13 protein-coding genes and 1 pseudogene are annotated in these 15,043 nt (G+C 36.2%); 5 read left to right on the top strand and 9 right to left on the bottom strand.

The features are described from left to right. Nucleotides 1-216: 216 nt before the first annotated feature. The 8 genes from SAGCYANO_RS01225 to psbH all read right to left on the bottom strand — a co-directional run bounded on the left by SAGCYANO_RS01225 (nucleotide 217) and on the right by psbH (nucleotide 4,136). Nucleotides 217-819, bottom strand: a complete 603-nt coding sequence (locus tag SAGCYANO_RS01225) for an IS200/IS605 family accessory protein TnpB-related protein (RefSeq protein WP_237395504.1) — start codon at nucleotides 817-819, stop codon at nucleotides 217-219. Beyond that, complete coding sequence (locus tag SAGCYANO_RS01220) at nucleotides 767-955, bottom strand: hypothetical protein (RefSeq protein WP_202218415.1); 189 nt, start codon at nucleotides 953-955, stop codon at nucleotides 767-769. Before SAGCYANO_RS01220 ends, SAGCYANO_RS01225 begins: the two co-directional genes overlap by 53 nt. 191 nt (nucleotides 956-1,146) lie before the next feature. Continuing rightward, entirely contained in the window at nucleotides 1,147-1,467 is a 321-nt protein-coding gene (locus SAGCYANO_RS01215; protein ID WP_202218414.1) for a transposase, read from the bottom strand. Nucleotides 1,468-1,942: 475 nt separating this feature from the next. Next, the gene (locus SAGCYANO_RS01210; protein WP_202218413.1) at nucleotides 1,943-2,209 is read right to left on the bottom strand and encodes a DUF3146 family protein; all 267 of its coding nucleotides are present in this window, start codon (nucleotides 2,207-2,209) and stop codon (nucleotides 1,943-1,945) included. 54 nt (nucleotides 2,210-2,263) lie between these two features. After that, nucleotides 2,264-2,572, bottom strand: a complete 309-nt coding sequence (locus SAGCYANO_RS01205) for a transposase (protein WP_307785794.1) — start codon at nucleotides 2,570-2,572, stop codon at nucleotides 2,264-2,266. Nucleotides 2,573-2,730: 158 nt separating this feature from the next. Beyond that, nucleotides 2,731-3,375: an aminoacyl-tRNA hydrolase gene (pth, locus tag SAGCYANO_RS01200; protein WP_202218412.1), complete on the bottom strand. Its 645-nt coding sequence runs from the start codon at nucleotides 3,373-3,375 to the stop codon at nucleotides 2,731-2,733. Between the two features lie 177 nt (nucleotides 3,376-3,552). Continuing rightward, nucleotides 3,553-3,825 carry a TatA/E family twin arginine-targeting protein translocase gene (locus SAGCYANO_RS01195; protein WP_124154466.1) on the bottom strand — a complete coding sequence of 91 codons (273 nt, stop codon included), beginning with the start codon at nucleotides 3,823-3,825 and terminating at the stop codon, nucleotides 3,553-3,555. A gap of 107 nt (nucleotides 3,826-3,932) precedes the next feature. Then, entirely contained in the window at nucleotides 3,933-4,136 is a 204-nt protein-coding gene (psbH, locus tag SAGCYANO_RS01190) for a photosystem II reaction center phosphoprotein PsbH (protein ID WP_124146298.1), read from the bottom strand. A 555-nt stretch (nucleotides 4,137-4,691) separates the two neighbouring features. On the opposite strand from psbH, the gene psbN reads away from it, so the two are divergent. The 4 genes and pseudogenes from psbN to SAGCYANO_RS01170 all read left to right on the top strand — a co-directional run bounded on the left by psbN (nucleotide 4,692) and on the right by SAGCYANO_RS01170 (nucleotide 8,075). Beyond that, nucleotides 4,692-4,823 carry a photosystem II reaction center protein PsbN gene (psbN, locus tag SAGCYANO_RS01185; protein ID WP_124146299.1) on the top strand — a complete coding sequence of 44 codons (132 nt, stop codon included), beginning with the start codon at nucleotides 4,692-4,694 and terminating at the stop codon, nucleotides 4,821-4,823. Between the two features lie 371 nt (nucleotides 4,824-5,194). Further along, nucleotides 5,195-5,359: pseudogene (locus SAGCYANO_RS49880) on the top strand (hypothetical protein); the annotation flags it as partial. A 514-nt stretch (nucleotides 5,360-5,873) separates the two neighbouring features. Further along, complete coding sequence (aroC, locus tag SAGCYANO_RS01175) at nucleotides 5,874-6,989, top strand: chorismate synthase (protein ID WP_202218411.1); 1,116 nt, start codon at nucleotides 5,874-5,876, stop codon at nucleotides 6,987-6,989. Between the two features lie 177 nt (nucleotides 6,990-7,166). Then, a complete protein-coding gene (locus SAGCYANO_RS01170; RefSeq protein WP_202218410.1) occupies nucleotides 7,167-8,075 on the top strand; it encodes an MBL fold metallo-hydrolase in 909 nt (302 codons plus the stop codon). A gap of 678 nt (nucleotides 8,076-8,753) precedes the next feature. Here SAGCYANO_RS01170 and SAGCYANO_RS01165 read toward each other — a convergent pair. Then, nucleotides 8,754-9,572: a tetratricopeptide repeat protein gene (locus SAGCYANO_RS01165; protein ID WP_202218409.1), complete on the bottom strand. Its 819-nt coding sequence runs from the start codon at nucleotides 9,570-9,572 to the stop codon at nucleotides 8,754-8,756. A gap of 1,014 nt (nucleotides 9,573-10,586) precedes the next feature. Here SAGCYANO_RS01165 and SAGCYANO_RS01160 point away from each other — a divergent pair. Further along, nucleotides 10,587-12,458, top strand: coding sequence for a tetratricopeptide repeat-containing sulfotransferase family protein (locus SAGCYANO_RS01160; protein WP_202218408.1), 1,872 nt, complete (start codon nucleotides 10,587-10,589; stop codon nucleotides 12,456-12,458). Nucleotides 12,459-15,043 lie beyond the last annotated feature (2,585 nt).

Raw genomic sequence — 15,043 nt, 5'->3', positions numbered from 1 at the left:
ATTTGAAGTTATTATTTGCTGTTGGACGTTGAATCTACATCATCACTAACTTGTATAGTTCATAAAAATATAGTCAAATATGACATATCCTTCGGAGCGCAGGTGTTACTCTGACGCTGGTGTTAGCGCAGCTCCTCCGGAGGAGGCACTACAACACCACGCCAGCTGCTTTAAGTCGGGGGACCCGCCCAACGCACTGGCTTCTCTATCCCATGGTCAAAGACATTTGGGACTACTTTTTTCATAATGTTCAAAGAACCGTTCACGTGACTCATTAATTAATCCAATGCTTGCGGTACAATTGCATTCCTCTTTGTCTTGATGCAGTCGTTCATGGGGGAAACCCCCTTTGGCGGCGCTGCATCGCTTTATTCTTTTTCCTGAAAAGGTGACATTATTTTTCTCACCTTCAGTGTAAACTGGAATCAAATCATTATCTATAAAACTTGATGCGGAGGTGTAAGATTCTTCTGTAATAATTACATCTATCCCTACCATCTTGGCTTTATAAGATAACATTTCTATTAACCTGTTATAGGGAACAGATACAAAATATGAAATATTTCTTTTCCCTAAGTTTATCTTCTGCTTCCACTCTGGATTGTGTCCTATTATTACTGTTCCTATTTTCTGATTAATCAGGGTATTAATAATCAAACTAGATGGTTTATGAAGATAATCGTTGATTTTAAATTCTCTTTTTAGCATCAGCTTTTTCAGCCTCTTACTCCATTGATTTTCTTTGAGTTGAGATTGTAAGGAACTCTTAACTTTGTTGTAGTATTGATTTATAGATTTTAACGGTCTGCCATTGATCACTCTTGGGTTTTATTCCGGCGCTTATTAAAGGTTTCGGCTGTCGCCGACATGAAAATGTAGCTAAGTTGTTTAATCCTATATCAATACTGGCACAACGATTTTTCTCTAGCTCGTATTGTTTCTCGCATTGCTTCATAAATGACCTCAATTACATAATGATTAAGTCTAGGAATGAGACGAACTTGTTTAATTTGTGAAGTAGGTACTAATGTTTTTAGATAAATCCCTGTTTGACTGGGATTAATAATTCCTTGTTTTAATTGCTTCTTGCTGATTGCTTGTGTGGTATAAACTACAAGAAATCTTCCCTTTATTTTATTTTTATATCTAGGAAGACGAGGACGAGCATTTAAACTTTGATGGGTTCTTTAGATAAACTTCGTTTGCTGCTAAAAACTTTTCGGTGTTTCTATCTAAAATCATCAAGATTTGTTGAGATACTTTAGCTGGTATTGCTTGATAATCTGATTGAGTAGAGAGTGTTTTTTGCAGGTCATAATAAGATAGATTTGTCTTTTCAAATATAAAAGACTGACGAACTAAATAATTAGCATAGTTATAGAGATTTTTAGACAATAAACACAGTCGGTCAATTTCAGCATAAAACCGATGATTTTTGTATGGGATATGTCTCTCAACTAATTTCATAAATCAAGGGGTTAAAATTATATTAGGATTCGAGGAGTTCGGAATTTTTATGATTATTTAGTCTGAAACTAAGCGTGCCAATTTCATTATACTATTAAACCTTTAGCCTTGGAGTTATTAAATTTTGTCAAATATTTAGTAGCTATGCTTGTATAAATCAACGAAGATATTTGACATCACTTGACTATATATGACTATATTTATGTATAACTTTTATTATACTTACAATTACTTTTAATCTGTTTCAGCTAAAGTTCAACTAAAATTTCCCACCAACCTAATTAATATCTTAAATTTTTCTAAAATTTGGGTGCATCTCATATTTATTTGCAAAAATACTTTTTTCCTATATATTCCCTGTTCCCTGTTCCCTCTCTTGGTCAGCATTCCCTTGCGTCTAACGCCGACGCGGGGTCTGACCGCTGTTCCCTAAAAACGATAAATTTTTGGCTTTATTCACGCATTGAGATGCACCCTAAAATTTTGCTTTAATTGTAAAATAGTAATCTCCACCAGCTTCTAGTTGATAATCCCATTTTTCTAGAAACCTACCTAAAGGTTCTTGAATTAAAGCACGTCCTTGAGAAGGTTGAATGTAAAGGGTTTTTTTATGGCGAAAACCCCATTTAAAATGCCAATTAAATGACCCAGCACTTACTTCTCCTTCGATAGTGCCTTTTTGCCAAGACTGACGAGTTACTCTGACATAAGCAGTAGTTTCTGGTAAACCTTTATAACTCATTATTGACATCCTCTGCCGTTAAATCTAAAGATTATAACGGAAGATTCCCAAACCTCACGATTTAGGGTGACAGCTTAAGTGGCACTTATCTAGATTGTCTCCAACCCCCGACAGTACGCCAACGAGCGTCAATTTGTTGAACCACGATCTGCACTCGGCCGCAGTAACACCTCGATGACAAATTACTTTTGCTGCTGCTACATCACGGTTTATTTCGTAGTGACATTCAGGACATCTATGAATACGTTCAGACAAATCTTTTTTGCCTGTATGTGATCCACAATTTGGACAAATTTGACTGGTATATCTGTAGTCTACCTGGCCAAAATAAACCCCTCGTTTCTTGCATACCCAAGCTAAGATATTGAAGAACTGACCGAACCCTGCATCTTAAGCATATTCCTATTGTTTCATAATTCTATCTGAATGGAGTGCTAGCTTGTTTGTTTAGTCGCGATTTATCTCCCGGTATAATCTCCCATTTACCAGGAGTCCTCACTCGCTCCATTTTTGATAGTAAATTAATCTTCTGGTAAGCTGACACTACGACTGTTATAGAGACTCATCGCTTTTTCTATTCCTTGTCTCATAGAAAGCTCTACTGCCTCTACAACTAATTTCAGTACTTGAGTCATTAATTGACTTTCCGTTGGGCTAAACTTTCCTAAAACATGACCAATAGTATTTGGATCTCTACTTTCAGCACCAGCATTCTTTGGCTTACCTATACCTATCCGTAAACGAGGAAATTCTTGAGTCCCTAAATGAGCGATCGCTGACTTCATCCCATTATGGCCACCTGCCGACCCTGATAGCCGTAGTCGCAGTCGTCCCATTGGTAAATCCATATCATCATATATAATCAGCACTGAATTGGGTTGCAATTTATACCAATCTAACACCGCACGCACTGATTGGCCAGACCTATTCATATAGGTCAAGGGTTTGAGCAAATAAATTTTATCGGATTTTATACCTCTGCCTTCTCCAATTTCCGCTTTAAATTTCCGGTTTTCAGATAGAGAAGTTTGCCACATATTGGCGATAGTATCAACTGCTGCAAATCCTATATTGTGCCTAGTTCTTTCGTATTTCGGCTCTGGATTTCCCAAACCTACAATTAATTGAGGAATCACTAAATTTTGCCCTGATGCCTCCTCTTTCATTACTTTAAGAATTAAAATTAAATTGTCAAAAATATAATAATTTTTTGGATTGGCTCAGGTGATTTTTTTCTCTACTTTTACCAACTACTTCAGGATGGCATAAATAACTAACCAGTTACAAAATCTTAAAAGTCTTTCCAATCAATACTTTTGACTTTTGACTTCCCCGTAGCGGCACTAGCTTTTCTGGCTTGTCTCTGTAGGAGAAGAAACAGTTACTACTTTTTCTGACTCTGATTCAGGTGCATACTGACTAACTTGAGACCCTTCTTCTAACTGTTTTGCCTCTCGTTTAAACTCATTTTCAAACTCTTTAGCTCCTGCCTTAAAACTATTTATCGCTTGCCCTAAACTACGACCAATTTCTGGTAGCTTCTTTGGACCGAATATCAAAAGAGCTACGACTAAAATTACAATCATTTCCGGGAGACCAATACCAAAAATATTCATCTTGTTTTTTACTCCTAAAATTTATCTGAGATTAGTACTTAAGGATATAGCTAGGGCTGGAGAAATTTTAGTTATTTGAATTTCTTCGCCCTACTCTTTAATTCATCTTATTTAGTGAGACTAGCCCAGTCCACATCAACATTCTCTAACAACAACGAAGAGTTGTAGATTTGGAGAATAATCAACAAGAAGACAAAAAATAAGCCAATAAAAACTGCCATTAATAGTGTAGTTCCCCAACCGGGAGATACTTTACCATATTCAGAGTTTAAAGGTTTGAGCAGGTCTCCTAATCCAGTTCTTTGTGCCATAAGTTTCTATGTAATCTATAATTCAGCAGAATTTTTTAATCTTTTGTAATAATATTGTATAATAAACGTTGTACATAAATATAGTCTTATGTAGTTAAATATACTCTTTTGTCTCCAGAAATTTGGGCGACTACCTTAGATAATTTAACAATTTCTGCAATAATAGACAATCAAATAGCCTCAAGAGTCAACGATCTGATTTTAATAGGGTGAAATTCCTGGACTGACACGCTACCTCTAGACACATCAGAACCTACGTCCAAGCCTCTGTATTATGACCAAGCAGAAATTGAATCAGGGAGATAATCATGCAAAGAGGAAAAGAAAAAGTAGTCCCAAATTTCCTTGGCCATGGAATAGAGGAGCCAGTGCGTTGGGCGGGTCCCCCGACTTAAAGCAACTGGAGTGGTGTTGTAGTGCCTCCTCTGGAGGATCTTTCCTAGGTCATGCTAGGCAAACGCTAACACCCAGCCATGGCAACACCTGTAAAATAAGGATATGTCTTATGTGACTATATTTTTATAAACTATAACACTCATAATTTTAATGAATTATATGGAACCTGCAACAGTTCTTAGTATCTCCATCGGTGTAATGGTTGTGGCCATTACTAGCTTTTCAATTTACACAGCCTTCGGACCTCCCGCTAAGGAGTTAAGAGACCCTTTTGATGAACACGAAGATTAGGTGTTGATTAATACTCTCTCGTTGTCATTATCCAGATTTAACGGGAGATTATTACTGATTTTAACTGGCCTCTAATAATAGGGTCTTGAAACTAAAACTTAAATATTAAAGGGCTAAAAAAACCCGATTGAGCAAGTCAATTAATGATGGTGGATGGGGACAATTCCTAACTATTTTAACTGTCAAAGCTGTTAGTGTTTGGCCAGCATGACCATAGGAAAGCTCCTCTGTTTGCGTTTGCGCAGCATCCCGTAGGGAAGCATGACCTAGGAAAAGAGGCCAAGACTGGACGGAATACTATAGCAATAAACCCAAAAAATACCAGCCAAGATTGCTCAAATTGTGGTTAAAAAGCTAAGAAGGAATTATATAAAAGAATCCACTCTTGCCCCCACTGTAGCATAGTAATAGACCGCGATGTAAACGTGGCGATAAATATTATAAAAAATAGGGAGGCAGGGCATTCCGTCCTTAAACCTCGTGGAACCCGATTCAATGGCAGGTCAGCGAAACGAGAAGACCACACTATAGCGTAAGCTTAGTGTGGGAGTATGTCACTCAACTGCTCTATAAAACTGACACAAAGCGTCACATAACGTGACAAATTGATGTTTACTTCACTGCTGTAAGGAGGTTGCATGCAACGTCCCTACCGTCGGCGGTTACTCATCCACAGGCATTGACGGGTCTTGCCCAACCGCATCTGTTCAGTCTATACCTACATTTAAGTCTTTGTCAATCAACATCAGAAAAAATCCTCAAACCCTGACTGTACCGTTTCTAGTAGGGAGCGGGATTTCTGGAGAGGTCTATGTCTATATAGATAGACTGCCAGAAATGTTTAAGTCGCGATTAGTGCAGAAGATACAAATTTCACCATCGTTACTACTTGAGTGTGAGAACTAGCGTATTATATCGCGCTCCGTATCGCAAATTGTTAACTAAGTCGAAACTCTCGACCGAGCAAAGTATTTGCCGATCGCTGAGTGCTTTCTTGAAAGAAAACAGGTTAAAATATAGGTCTTAATCCTTTATTGTAGTTTGAGTTTCATGGGCAACACATTTGGACATCTATTTCGGGCCACAACATTTGGTGAATCCCACGGAGGAGGAGTAGGAGTTATAATTGATGGTTGCCCTCCAAGACTAGAAATAGATGTTGCAGAAATTCAATATGAGTTAGACCGTAGGCGTCCAGGTCAAAGCAAGATTACTACGCCACGCAAAGAAACAGATATTTGTGAAATACTGTCTGGAGTATTTGAAGGTCAAACTTTGGGTTCGCCAATTATGATTTTGGTGAGAAATAAGGATGCTCGTCCACAAGATTATCAGGAGATGGCTAGTAAATATCGTCCATCTCATGCCGACGCAACTTATGATGCTAAGTATGGTATCAGGAACTGGCAAGGTGGGGGGAGGTCTTCAGCTAGAGAAACAATTGGACGTGTTGCTGCAGGGGCGATCGCTAAAAAAATTCTCAAACAATATTCTGGCGTGGAAATTGTCGGTTATGTGAAGCGCATCAAAAATTTAGAGGCCATTGTTGACCTAGAAACGGTGACTATAGAGCAAGTAGAAAGTAATATTGTCCGTTGTCCAGATACTGAATGTGCAGACAGGATGATTGAATTAGTAGAGCAAATACGGGATGTGGGAGATTCTCTGGGAGGTGTGGTTGAATGTGTGGCCAGGAATGTGCCGAAAGGTCTTGGTTCTCCTGTATTTGATAAGTTAGAAGCAGATTTAGCTAAGGGTGTAATGTCTTTGCCAGCGAGCAAAGGATTTGAAATTGGTTCTGGTTTTGCGGGTACTACTCTGACAGGTAGCGAGCATAATGATGAATTTTATACAGATGAGCAAGGGGAAATTCGGACTGTTACTAATCGTTCTGGAGGGGTACAGGGAGGAATTTCTAATGGAGAAAATATTGTGTTGCGGGCAGCATTTAAACCAACTGCTACAATTCGTAAAGAGCAGCGTACTGTGAGTCGTAGCGGTGAAGAGGCATTGTTGGCAGCTAAAGGAAGGCATGACCCTTGCGTTTTACCTAGAGCTGTGCCTATGGTAGAAGCAATGGTAGCTATAGTGCTATGTGATCATTTATTACGCCATCATGGACAGTGTGAGAGTTTGAAACATAAGGCGCTACGCGCTGGGGAATAGGGAATAGGGAATAGCTAACTTTAAAAGGGTTTTCGGTGCGGAAACGCTCCACGAACAGGATTGAAAAATGTCTTAACCAATTCTTGTGGTGCTCTATGTCTCTGTCCCTAGTTCAATTTCCCAAAAATTCAGAAATCTTTAAATTAATAAAGTGGAAACTGCTATAAGAAAATTTATATGGAAACTAAACCTTCTTCTGAAGTGCTAACTCAAGATTGTGTTGATTTCTCCAAGGTGCCTGAACAAATAGGAGATTTTTTAGTGAAGTTCTGGGGTGTAAGAGGTAGTGTTCCTACTCCAGGAAAAGATACTATTAGATATGGTGGAAATACTTCCTGCATAGAAATGCAAATAGCTGGTAAGCGCCTGATATTTGATGGCGGTACTGGTCTACGAGAATTAGGTGAGGAAATGATGCAGGAAATGCCAATAGAAGCTTATATGTTTTTCACTCATTATCACTGGGATCATATTCAAGGTTTCCCTTTATTTACTCCTGCTTTTACCCAAGGAAATATTTTTCATATCTACGGAGCTATACCTCCAGAAGGGGAGTCAATGAAAAAGCACTTCATACAGAGAATCTTACATTATAACTCTCCTATTCCTTTAAATGGTATTCAGGCTGACTTACGTTTTTATGAGCTTCAGCATGGGGAAAAAATGATGCTGGATGATATTGAGATTGAGACTGGGTCTCTTAATCATCCTAACACAGCAATGGGATATAGAGTGACATGGAATGGACAGACGGTAGTTTATTGTTCTGATACAGAACATTTTCCCGACCGCTTGGATGAAAGTGTGGTACATTTATCCCGCAATGCTGACGTATTAATCTACGATGCTATGTACACTGATGATGAGTATCATAATCCCAAGTCTTCTAAGGTTGGTTGGGGACATTCGACTTGGCAGGAAGCAATCAAAGTAGCTAAAGCGGCAGGAGTCAAACGGGTGGTAATTTTTCACCATGAACCTACTCATAGTGATGATTTTCTAGATGAAATAGCAAAAAAAGTCAAAGCAGCTTTTCCCCAGGCAGTTATGGCCCGCGAAGGTTTAGTCCTGCCAATGGGAGTTTAAAAAGCAGGGGAGCGGGGAGTGGGGGAGTGGGGGAGTGGGGGAGATTAAATATTGAAGTAATTATTGCTGTGCTGATTAAATGTAAAAACGTTTACTGGCAAAGGTTTTAGCCTTTTGAAATCCGGAAGGGGTGCAACTTTTTTAGCTGGAGCGACTAAAAAATTAGGATTTTGAGCTGACTATGGCAGAAAAATCAATGGATAATTCTTCTTACTGCTTCCTCTAAATTCCCCATTCCTCCTGACTCGGTCTTCCTGACTCCTGACTCCTACAAAGAGCAAAAAGACTTTCCATACGCAAACCCTAATTAGGGTTTGCTGAAAAAGTCTTATGGGTGAGGGTAGGAGACAACCCACCCCTAACCCCTCCCAACCCACCCTAACCCCTCCCAGGAGGGGAGGGGAAGACAGGAGAAATGGGTACGAGCGAGGAGGTAGGAGTAAGAATTATCAGAATGATTTTTCTGCCCAACTATGCGCCTAAAATACTAACTTTTTGAGGGTTTTAGGCTGAAAACCAGGCACTTTTTAAAGGCCCCAAAAAGGCTAAAACCTTTATCTGTAAATACTTTTAGATTTAATCAGCAAGCCCTAATTATAGAATTATGAACATAACTATATAACCAGATTCTATATGAAGGGTTAATAGCTGATAGCTAGTTAAAATGAAGAACTATTTTTAGTACAAGTTTAATAATAGTTGCTTTCGATATTCTTTACTGGTAGAGTTATCATCTCCTAAGATATTAAATATTGCCAGCATTGCTTTGCGTGCGCCGTCATTTTTATATTTACGATTCCTGGTGACTATATCTAAAAATAATTTTAGTGCTTCTTCATAGTTAGCTGATAGTGTTAAGCTACAAGCTTGAGCATACATTTTATCTAGTTCAGTATCACCAGGGTTTTCTGCTTCTTGTTTAAAGTGAATTAGTCCTTTTACTGCTTGTACTTGGGGATAAAATTCTCGGTTATTTTCTCCTATAGTTTCTATTAGTTTTTGAGCTTCTTCTAATCGATTTAAGCTTACTAAAAATTTCGCAGCTTCTATGATTAAACTAATATTACGAGGATATTTTTGAAAAAGCTGGTCTAAAAGATTTTTTGCTTGTTTTAGTTCTCCAGATTTTGTTAAGTTCCGCAGTGTTTCTAGTTCTGTTTCTAGTTCTGATTTAAGGTTAAGTTCACCTAGAAAGTTTCGTAGTTTTGGCTCTGAAAGAACTCCGACAAAACCTGGTTTAACTTCTCCTTGAGTTACGACTTTAACATCTGGTACTCCCTCTACACCATAAGTCTGAGCTAATTCTGGATTATGATCTACATCAACTTTAGCTAAGATAAAGTCATATTCTTGAACCAATTTTTCTAAGATTGGTTTGAGCATTTTACACGGACCACACCAAGTAGCGTAAAAGTCTACTAAAACAGGTTTTTGGTGGGAATTTTTTAAGACTTCGGTGGCAAAGGTTGTTTTGTCAACTTCTATAGATATACCCATTGAATTTCTAGAATATTTTGTGTTACTAACTATTATCTCATTATGTCGGAATTGAGTAAATAAATAAGGGAGTAGGAAGTAGGGAGTAGGGATAATAGGAATATTTACTCTGTGTAAGAAGATAGGTTTTTTTCATCTAAATAAGGGAGTAGGGAGTCGGGATAATAGGAAGATTTACCCTGTGTAAATAGATAGGTTTTTTTCATCTAAATAAGGGAGTAGGGATAATACCAGTTTGATAAATCTTTGCTACAAATATTTAGGTTACTGCTTAGGAGTCAACCCACCCCTAACCCCTCCCAACCCACCCCTAACCCCGACCGTGGAGGGGAGGGGAAGACAGGAGTCAGGAGTCGTATGGGAATAGGTTTGATACCATTTTTTATATAGTAATTTATCTTTTTCGTCCAATAGATATTTTCTATAAATTACTTTAATACTGCTTACTATTTAAAAGACAAGTGCAGTGGATGTCTATTTGACGAAAAATATAATTTCCGACCTAAAAAACGATATCGAAGCCATTTATTCTGAGTCGGTGACTCCCCCTCCCAGGAGGGGTTAGGGGTGGGTTAACTCTTAAGAAATAGCCAGTCTATTTGTAGCAAATATTTATCAAGCTGGTATAATCTACAAACTTTATTTGATATAGTAGAAGGAAGAAGAAAAAGGGAAGAAGGAAGAAGATGTTTAGTTATTTAGGAGAGAAGCAAAAATATTGCGTTGTTTGAGTTTTAAGCTTATAAATGTGCCAATTACCTATTACCGAATTATTAATTATTAATTATTAATTATTAAATAATTCGCGCCTTGAAGCCTCCCCTTTTAAGGGGAAAAAAAAGCGGTCGTAGCGGAGCTTCCCGTAGGGTGGGATGGATGGGTTTCCTAACCATATCCAATCGACCAAGAGAAGAAATAATATCTCCTGATATTCAATTCCGTAACGGTTTTAACCAGAGGTAATTATCAATTATCCATTATCCATTATCCATTATCCATTAATGAACAACTTTTATGTCATCAAGCACCAACTTAAATCCGAATACACCTGAAGAGTATGCCAAACTTGCAACTATATATGCTAAACAGAAAAAATGGGAGTTAGCAATTGAAAACTACCATCAAGCTATTACACTAAAGCCTAATTTTTCTTGGTATTACTATCATTTAGCACAGGTTTTACATCAACAAGAAAACTGGGATGAAGCTATAAAATTTTACTATCGCGCTATAGAATTAAATCATAATTTTTCTTGGTCTCATTATAATTTGGGAGATGCTTTAAGCAAATTACAAAGATGGGAAAATGCTGTTAATGCTTATAAAAATGCAATTAAAATCGATCGAAGTTTTCCTTGGTCTTACTACAATTTAGGTAATGCTTTAATAGAGTTAAAAAAATGGGATGAAGCTATATATAACTATATTTATGTGGTTAAGTTGCAGCCAGAATCACCAGGAATTTACAGTAAGTTAGGAGATGCTATAGAACAAAAATATCATTTCAATATAGATGCAGCAATTCAGGATTATCATCAAGCTATTCAGCACCGAGGGCAATATCTTATTTACGATAAATTACTGGAATTTTTAGAGGATAATCCAAATTTATTTGTAGAAATGGCAAATAATTTAGCTAAAGCAGATAAGAATAATGGGGCGATTATTTTTTATAAAATGGCTCTCGAGATTAATCAAGATGACTTAGACATTTGCCACAAGCTACAGCAAGTTTTAGATAAAAAATACCAGTTATCCCAAGAAATTTTAGAACTCCGAAGAAAAATAGAATTAAATCCAAATAGTCAGTCTTATTATAATTTAGGTATTGCCTTAACTCGACAGCAAAAATGGGATGAAGCAGTTGTAGCTTATCGTCAAGCTATTGAAATTAATCCAGACCTATCTTGGTGGTTTTATTACAATATATGGGAAGCTTTTGTGAGAGAGGATAAACTATCAGAAATACTCACTTTTTTCCAGAAATTTCAAAAGTCTAATCCTGATTCTTATTGGTCTTACTTCAATATAGGAGAGGCTTTAACTCGTTTGAATAAAATTGAAGAAGCTATACCTTATTATCAAACTACTTGTTATCAGCGAACTCAGAAATCATACCCTGAATTAGTATCTCAACCATGGAATTTAGAAGAAGTACAAGGACCGAATTTTATCATTATTGGAGTTCAAAAAGGAGGTACTACTTCCCTTTATAGTTATCTGACTCAACATCCACAAATTATTCCTCCGATTAAAAAAGAAATGGATTTTTGGTCTTGGAAATTTAATGAGTCTATAAATTGGTATCTAGCTCATTTTCCAGCAATTTCAAAAGGGAAAAATTTTCTGACAGGGGAAGCTAGTCCTAGTTATTTTGATTATCCGAATGCTGCAAGAAGAATTTTTCAAGTTTTCCCTAAAATTAAGTTAATTATACTTTTAAGAAATCCTGTGGATAGAGCCATATCTCAATATTATCAATGGCTACGATTAAACTGGGAAAATCGATCTTTTGAGGAGGCTATTCAATTAGATTTAGAGAAGCTAACGAAAGCTCCTGAAAAAGTTAATTATTGGATGAAGGAATTAAATTATTTAGCACGAGGAGTATATGTTGAGTTTTTTAAGGAATGGATGAGTTTATTTCCACGGGAACAATTCCTAATTTTGAAAAGTGAAGATTTTTATGCCTATCCAGAAGTTACTATGGGGAAGGTTTTAAAATTTTTAGATTTGCCAGAATATCGACTCTCGGAGTACAAAAATTATAATATGGGAAATTATTCTCCTATTGATGAATCAATCCGTAGGAGTTTAAATGATTATTTCCAAATTCATAACCACAGACTGGAAGAGTATTTAGGAATGAAGTTTAACTGGAATTAGGAGTAAATTCAGTTATCAGTTAATAGGTAAGCATTTCCTAGGTCATGCTGCGCAAACAGCGGTCAGCTATCAGCTAAGGAAGAAGGAAGAGGGCAAAAATTGATTTAATAGCAAATACATAACTTCTAACTTCTCTTTTTGGTCAAGTTTTATCTTAAAAAAGGTGTTTATAGAGTATAGTTTTAAGAGCAGAGTTTTATTGCTGAGAGCTGACAGCTAATAACTGAATGTTTACGTTAAAAGTTATCAGTAATTCCTGGAATAGGTAGGCAATAAAATACTGAATTTGATTTTTTATTCCCTCAAAAAGGAAGGCTTGATATCCGAAATTTTTGTCAAAAAAATAGAGATTAAAATCTGGGTGGACTACAATCAGGTTATGAGATTATTTCAAATATTTATTGATCGATCAATCCGTAGGAGTTTAAATGATTATTTCCCAATTCATAACCACAGACTAGAAGAGTATTTAGGAATGAAATTTAACTGGAATTAAGAGTAAATTTAGTTATCAGTCATCAGTCAACAGTTATTAGTACCTCTTGCAATAGGGAGGCAAGAAAATCCTGAATTTGATTTTTTATTCCTTTAAAAATTCAGCATGGAGACCCGATTTTTTTGACTTTTTTCCAAAAAAAATAGATTGAAATTTGGGTGGACTACAATCAGGTTATGAGATTATTTCCAACATTTATTGATGAATAAATCCGTAGGAATTTAAATGATTATTTCCAAATTCATAACCACAGACTAGAAGAGTATTTAGGAATGAAGTTTAACTGGAATTAGGAACAAATTCAGTTATCAGTACTTCGTGGAATAGGGAGGCAAGAAAATCCTGAGTTTGATTTTTTATTCCTTTAAAAATTCAGCATGGAGACCCGATTTTTTTGACTTTTTTCCAAAAAAAATAGATTGAAATTTGGGTGGACTACAATCAGGTTATGAGATTATTTCCAACATTTATTGATGAATAAATCCGTAGGAGTTTAAATGATTATTTCTAAATTCATAACCACAGACTAGAAGAGTATTTAGGAATGAAGTTTAACTGGAATTAGGAACAAATTCAGTTATCAGTACTTCGTGGAATAGGGAGGCAATAAAATCCTGAGTTTGATTTTTTATTCCTTTAAAAATTCAGCATGGAGACCCGATTTTTTTGACTTTTTTCCAAAAAAAGAGGTAAGCATTAAGCAATTAGCGGTGAGCTTTCCTCCTCCGGAGGAACTACGTTAACAGGAATTAGTAGTTTAAGGATTTGAGTAATATTGAGTCGTGAGCAAGTAGCTAATTTATTTCAGACTTTTAATTCTATTAAATCTTTCAACTCTGATTCCTCAAAAAAGGGCAATTAAGTTAATAGCTGATGGTTGATAACTGACACCTGTTTGCGCAGCATTCCGCAGGAAATGCTTACAAAAAGATAGATTGAAATTTGGGTGGACTACAATCAGGTTATGAGATTATTTCCAACATTTATTGATTTATCAATCCCTAGAACTTTAAATGATTATTTCCAAATTCATAACCACAGACTAGAAGAGTATTTAGGAATGAAGTTTAACTGGAATTAGGAACAAATTCAGTTATCAGTACTTCGTGGAATAGGGAGGCAAGAAAATCCTGAGTTTGATTTTTTATTCCTTTAAAAATTCAGCATGGAGACCCGATTTTTTGATTTTTTCCAAAAAAATAGATTGAAATTTGGGTGGACTACAATCAGGTTATGAGATTATTTCCAACATTTATTGATGAATAAATCCCTAGAACTTTAAATGATTATTTCTAAATTCATAACCACAGACTAGAAGAGTATTTAGGAATGAAGTTTAACTGGAATTAGGAACAAATTCAGTTATCAGTACTTCGTGGAATAGGGAGGCAATAAAATCCTGAGTTTGATTTTTTATTCCTTTAAAAATTCAGCATGGAGACCCGATTTTTTTGATTTTTTTCCAAAAAAAGAGGTAAGCATTTCCTCCGGAATGCTGCGCAAACAGCAATTAGCGGTGAGCTTTCCTCCTCCGGAGGAACTACGTTAACAGGAATTAGTAGTTTAAGGATTTGAGTAATATTGAGTCGTGAGCAAGTAGCTAATTTATTTCAGACTTTTAATTCTATTAAATCTTTCAACTCTGATTCCTCAAAAAAGGGCAATTAAGTTAATAGCTGATGGTTGATAACTGACACCTGTTTGCGCAGCATTCCGCAGGAAATGCTTACAAAAAGATAGATTGAAATTTGGGTGGACTACAATCAGGTTATGAGATTATTTCCAACATTTATTGATTTATCAATCCCTAGAACTTTAAATGATTATTTCTAAATTCATAATCAAAGACTAGAAGAATATTTAGGAATGAAACTTAACTGAAATTAATACCAATTCCCAAAAATAGTACTATACTTGTGCCATACTTCAGTTGTCAACTAATCAGCATAAGCAAAATTACTTTTTACTAATTTTAGCTAATTTAATGTTAATTATTCTTATGTTTGCTTCTCCCTCACTCCCCTACTACTCTACTACCCTGTTCAACAAAATGTAGAAAAGTTTTTGAGAAATGGTATAAGAGGGGAAA

The sequence above is a fragment of the Okeania sp. KiyG1 genome, from assembly GCF_014132355.1.
GTDB lineage: Bacteria > Cyanobacteriota > Cyanobacteriia > Cyanobacteriales > Microcoleaceae > Okeania.
Note: the sequence above shows the minus strand (reverse complement) of the source record. Positions and strands in the feature narration are given on the sequence as shown.

Excerpts from the sequence above, each read along its gene's own strand:
- SAGCYANO_RS01220 (WP_202218415.1), bottom strand. The coding sequence starts at position 955 with ATGAAGCAATGCGAGAAACAATACGAGCTAGAGAAAAATCGTTGTGCC.
- SAGCYANO_RS01215 (WP_202218414.1), bottom strand. The coding sequence starts at position 1,467 with ATGAAATTAGTTGAGAGACATATCCCATACAAAAATCATCGGTTTTAT.
- SAGCYANO_RS01210 (WP_202218413.1), bottom strand. The coding sequence starts at position 2,209 with ATGAGTTATAAAGGTTTACCAGAAACTACTGCTTATGTCAGAGTAACT.
- pth (WP_202218412.1), bottom strand. The coding sequence starts at position 3,375 with ATGAAAGAGGAGGCATCAGGGCAAAATTTAGTGATTCCTCAATTAATT.
- SAGCYANO_RS01195 (WP_124154466.1), bottom strand. The coding sequence starts at position 3,825 with ATGAATATTTTTGGTATTGGTCTCCCGGAAATGATTGTAATTTTAGTC.
- psbH (WP_124146298.1), bottom strand. The coding sequence starts at position 4,136 with ATGGCACAAAGAACTGGATTAGGAGACCTGCTCAAACCTTTAAACTCT.
- psbN (WP_124146299.1), top strand. The coding sequence starts at position 4,692 with ATGGAACCTGCAACAGTTCTTAGTATCTCCATCGGTGTAATGGTTGTG.
- aroC (WP_202218411.1), top strand. The coding sequence starts at position 5,874 with ATGGGCAACACATTTGGACATCTATTTCGGGCCACAACATTTGGTGAA.
- SAGCYANO_RS01170 (WP_202218410.1), top strand. The coding sequence starts at position 7,167 with ATGGAAACTAAACCTTCTTCTGAAGTGCTAACTCAAGATTGTGTTGAT.
- SAGCYANO_RS01165 (WP_202218409.1), bottom strand. The coding sequence starts at position 9,572 with ATGGGTATATCTATAGAAGTTGACAAAACAACCTTTGCCACCGAAGTC.
- SAGCYANO_RS01160 (WP_202218408.1), top strand. The coding sequence starts at position 10,587 with ATGTCATCAAGCACCAACTTAAATCCGAATACACCTGAAGAGTATGCC.